The organism is Sphingomonas sp. CCH9-F2 (assembly GCF_001556735.1).
Classification (GTDB): Bacteria; Pseudomonadota; Alphaproteobacteria; order Sphingomonadales; family Sphingomonadaceae; genus Sphingomonas; species Sphingomonas ginsenosidimutans.
This window is the reverse complement of the sequence record NZ_LSJO01000253.1, coordinates 2,501-5,622: the sequence shown is the minus strand read 5'-3', so window position 1 is coordinate 5,622 and position 3,122 is coordinate 2,501. Positions and strand designations below refer to the sequence as shown.

2 tRNA genes and 2 rRNA genes (1 of these 4 cut by a window edge) are annotated in these 3,122 nt (G+C 55.8%); all 4 read left to right on the top strand.

Annotated features, from left to right (window positions below):
* Positions 1 to 200 precede the first annotated feature (200 nt).
* Positions 201 to 1,687, top strand: a 16S ribosomal RNA gene (locus tag AX685_RS07595).
* 217 nt (positions 1,688 to 1,904) lie between these two features.
* Positions 1,905 to 1,981: transfer RNA gene (locus AX685_RS07590), tRNA-Ile, on the top strand.
* A gap of 74 nt (positions 1,982 to 2,055) precedes the next feature.
* Positions 2,056 to 2,131: transfer RNA gene (locus AX685_RS07585), tRNA-Ala, on the top strand.
* Between the two features lie 303 nt (positions 2,132 to 2,434).
* Positions 2,435 to 3,122, top strand: a 23S ribosomal RNA gene (locus AX685_RS07580) (it continues 2,096 nt past the right edge of the window).
* The 16S and 23S rRNA genes sit together here with 2 tRNA genes alongside, the layout of an rRNA operon.

Genomic DNA, 3,122 nt, shown 5'->3' with positions numbered 1-3,122 from the left:
GCTCTTTGACATTGTGATTGAGATGAAGGGACATGTGGACGGTGGTTCTGCGGGTCTTTCGCATGCAAGGTGCGGAGGGGTCGTTAGAAGTTAGGCCGTTTCATGTGTCTTTCACGTATCCATTTATGTGAAGTGCAGGAACGGCTCCTTGAAGTGAGCGGTTTGGTTCTGGTTATTCCGCCGGGGCTGAATCGAGCATCAAACTTGAGAGTTTGATCCTGGCTCAGAACGAACGCTGGCGGCATGCCTAACACATGCAAGTCGAACGAAGGCTTCGGCCTTAGTGGCGCACGGGTGCGTAACGCGTGGGAATCTGCCCTTGGGTTCGGAATAACAGTTGGAAACGACTGCTAATACCGGATGATGTCGCGAGACCAAAGATTTATCGCCCAGGGATGAGCCCGCGTCGGATTAGGTAGTTGGTGGGGTAAAGGCCTACCAAGCCGACGATCCGTAGCTGGTCTGAGAGGATGATCAGCCACACTGGGACTGAGACACGGCCCAGACTCCTACGGGAGGCAGCAGTGGGGAATATTGGACAATGGGCGAAAGCCTGATCCAGCAATGCCGCGTGAGTGATGAAGGCCTTAGGGTTGTAAAGCTCTTTTACCCGGGATGATAATGACAGTACCGGGAGAATAAGCTCCGGCTAACTCCGTGCCAGCAGCCGCGGTAATACGGAGGGAGCTAGCGTTGTTCGGAATTACTGGGCGTAAAGCGCACGTAGGCGGCTTTGTAAGTCAGGGGTGAAAGCCTGGAGCTCAACTCCAGAACTGCCTTTGAGACTGCATCGCTTGAATCCGGGAGAGGTGAGTGGAATTCCGAGTGTAGAGGTGAAATTCGTAGATATTCGGAAGAACACCAGTGGCGAAGGCGGCTCACTGGACCGGTATTGACGCTGAGGTGCGAAAGCGTGGGGAGCAAACAGGATTAGATACCCTGGTAGTCCACGCCGTAAACGATGATAACTAGCTGTCCGGGCACTTGGTGCTTGGGTGGCGCAGCTAACGCATTAAGTTATCCGCCTGGGGAGTACGGCCGCAAGGTTAAAACTCAAAGGAATTGACGGGGGCCTGCACAAGCGGTGGAGCATGTGGTTTAATTCGAAGCAACGCGCAGAACCTTACCAGCGTTTGACATGTCCGGACGATTCCCAGAGATGGGTCTCTTCCCTTCGGGGACTGGAACACAGGTGCTGCATGGCTGTCGTCAGCTCGTGTCGTGAGATGTTGGGTTAAGTCCCGCAACGAGCGCAACCCTCGCCTTTAGTTACCATCATTCAGTTGGGTACTCTAAAGGAACCGCCGGTGATAAGCCGGAGGAAGGTGGGGATGACGTCAAGTCCTCATGGCCCTTACGCGCTGGGCTACACACGTGCTACAATGGCGACTACAGTGGGCTGCAATCCCGCGAGGGTGAGCTAATCTCCAAAAGTCGTCTCAGTTCGGATTGCTCTCTGCAACTCGAGAGCATGAAGGCGGAATCGCTAGTAATCGCGGATCAGCATGCCGCGGTGAATACGTTCCCAGGCCTTGTACACACCGCCCGTCACACCATGGGAGTTGGGTTCACCCGAAGGCGTTGCGCTAACTCGCAAGAGAGGCAGGCGACCACGGTGGGCTTAGCGACTGGGGTGAAGTCGTAACAAGGTAGCCGTAGGGGAACCTGCGGCTGGATCACCTCCTTTCTAAGGATAGCGGCGGAAAGCGCCTCGGCCACGGCCGAGGAAGAGCTTCCTCCCATTCCAGAGAACATATCAGTACCACCGTCCTCATGTCCCTTCATCCTAGGTTAGTTTGCGAGACGAAGCAGCGTCAGCTGGTTCGCACGCAAACAAGCTCGGCCAGCGCGACGGAGCGCGCCATAAGGCGCAGTTTCGCTGCGACTGACGGCGCGACGGGTGCGGGCCGGTAGCTCAGGTGGTTAGAGCGCACGCCTGATAAGCGTGAGGTCGTAGGTTCAACTCCTACTCGGCCCACCATCGCAGGCGTCGCGACTGGCCAGCGGCGCAGGCGGGGCCTGCGCTGTCGCCCGGCGTTCTCGCCGTCGGCGCATGGGGCCTTAGCTCAGCTGGGAGAGCGGTTGCTTTGCAAGCATCAGGTCATCGGTTCGATCCCGATAGGCTCCACCACGCGCACCATACCTAGAGATGAAGACATCAGTTCCGCTGCATGGGCAGCGGTTATGGAAGCTTCGGCTTCCTCTTTGACATTGTGAATGGGTTCTTAAAATCGATGCCGTGAAGGTGTCGGCTTTGAGTGAGGCGCGGGACCGCGAGGTTCGGGCGTCTAGCAAGAGGCTGGCAATTCACTAATATCTGGCTGAGATTAATCACCCGCACCAATTGACCGCAGCGGCGCTATGCCGAGTGGTTGGTGGAACTGCTTCCGGGCGGTTTTGCCGATCCAGCGTTGTTGTTGGTGGTGTGGGCTCTCAAGCGTGAGGTAAGGGCAATTCGTGGATGCCTTGGCGCATACAGGCGATGAAGGACGTGGCACGCTGCGATAAGCTGCGGTGAGGTGTGAGCAACCTTTGACCCGCAGATTTCCGAATGGGGAAACCCACTCATCCTGATTACCTAGCCCAATGGGCTAGGTAATTGGGACTATGAGTATCTCGATACTGAATACATAGGTTTCGAGAAGCGAACCCGGGGAACTGAAACATCTCAGTACCTGGAGGAAAAGACATCAACCGAGATTCCGTTAGTAGTGGCGAGCGAACGCGGACCAGGCCAGTGCCATTCATTCAACTAGCAGAACGATCTGGAAAGTTCGGCCGTAGCGGGTGACAGCCCCGTATGCGAAAGTGATGTGAATGGACTCGAGTAGGGCGGGACACGTGTAATCCTGTCTGAACATGGGGGGACCACCCTCCAAGCCTAAATACTCGTATGCGACCGATAGCGAACTAGTACCGTGAGGGAAAGGTGAAAAGCACCCCGATGAGGGGAGTGAAACAGTACCTGAAACGGATTGCCTACAAGCAGTAGGAGGGGTCTTGTGCCCTGACTGCGTACCTCTTGCATAATGGGTCTGTGACTTAATGTACCAAGCAAGCTTAAGCCGATAGGTGTAGGCGCAGCGAAAGCGAGTCTGAATAGGGCGATCATAGTTTGGTGT